The following is a 1,018-nucleotide window of genomic DNA, read 5'->3' on the forward strand; positions in this document are numbered from 1 at the left end:
GGCCGCACAACACCGCGGCCAGGAGGTGGGCGGCGAGCATGCCGAAGGACGAGTCACCGCCGGGGACATGCCCCGTGTGCGGGTCCAACGGCGGATTCAGCACGAGTTGAGCAGGCAGACCCGGCCCGCGCCGGAATCAGGTCAGGCCTTGTAGTTCGGTAGCGTCTGCCCGAGCCTGCGGCCCATCTCGGCAGCCAATGCGGCGAGCCCGCTGGCCGGACGCACCATGACCTCGAAATCGACGATCTTGCCGTCCTCGTCGAATTCGACCATGTCGATCCCCTTGAGGCTCTTGTCTCCGATGTTCGCGCTGAATTCGAGCACGACCTGCCGCCCGTTGGCTCCGGCGAACTGTCGGTGGTACTCGAAGTTCTCGAACACCTGGATCACCGTATTGAGAATGAGCACAACGGCGTCCGCGGACTGGTACGGCTTGAATCCCGTGGGCGATCGGAACTGCGCGTCGGGCGCGACGATGGTCGGTAGCGCCGACAGATCGCCGGTGTCGATCATGGTGTGCCACAACTTCAGTGCAGCTTCGACTTTCGGTTCGAGCGTCAATTCCGTGCTCATGCTTCCACCCTTCCCTCGACGTTACCTGCCGCTTGTTCTACCGGCACTTGACTTGCGACGGACCACGCACTCAACACAGTTCGCACCCCGGTCACGAGTTGCAACGGCTGATCGATCATGACGTGATGGCCGGCTTCCGGTATCTCCGCCACGATGGCCTCCGGTCCGAACAATCCGCGCATGTGCTCCATGAGTCGATCGGACACGATGCCGTTCTCAGCTCGGAAATAGGCTACGCGGCAACGTGGTTCACTGTCGAGAACATCTTCGGCGCCTACTCGGAGAAAGAAATTCGGATCGAACTTCCACGACCAACCGCCCTCGACTTCCTCCATCGACGTAGCTGCCACATGGTCACGCACCGCAGCCAGACCCGAATCCTGCGGCGGAACGAAGCGGAACCGGCCCATCGCGTCTTCCCTGGTGGGATAAACCTTCTTGGGGC

At 62.1% G+C, this 1,018-nt stretch carries 2 protein-coding genes; both read right to left on the reverse strand.

The genetic code is table 11. The features are described 5' to 3' along the window. Positions 1-141: 141 nt before the first annotated feature. A complete protein-coding gene (locus ABT116_RS50420) occupies positions 142-573 on the reverse strand; it encodes a nuclear transport factor 2 family protein (RefSeq protein ID WP_095968657.1) in 432 nt (143 codons plus the stop codon). Beyond that, on the reverse strand, positions 570-1,018 hold a 449-nt coding region (locus ABT116_RS50425; RefSeq protein ID WP_351648595.1), incomplete at its 5' end, for a hypothetical protein. The genes ABT116_RS50425 and ABT116_RS50420, both read right to left, overlap by 4 nt.

Source organism: Streptomyces sp. NPDC002130, from assembly GCF_040296465.1.
Classification (GTDB): Bacteria; Actinomycetota; Actinomycetes; order Streptomycetales; family Streptomycetaceae; genus Streptomyces.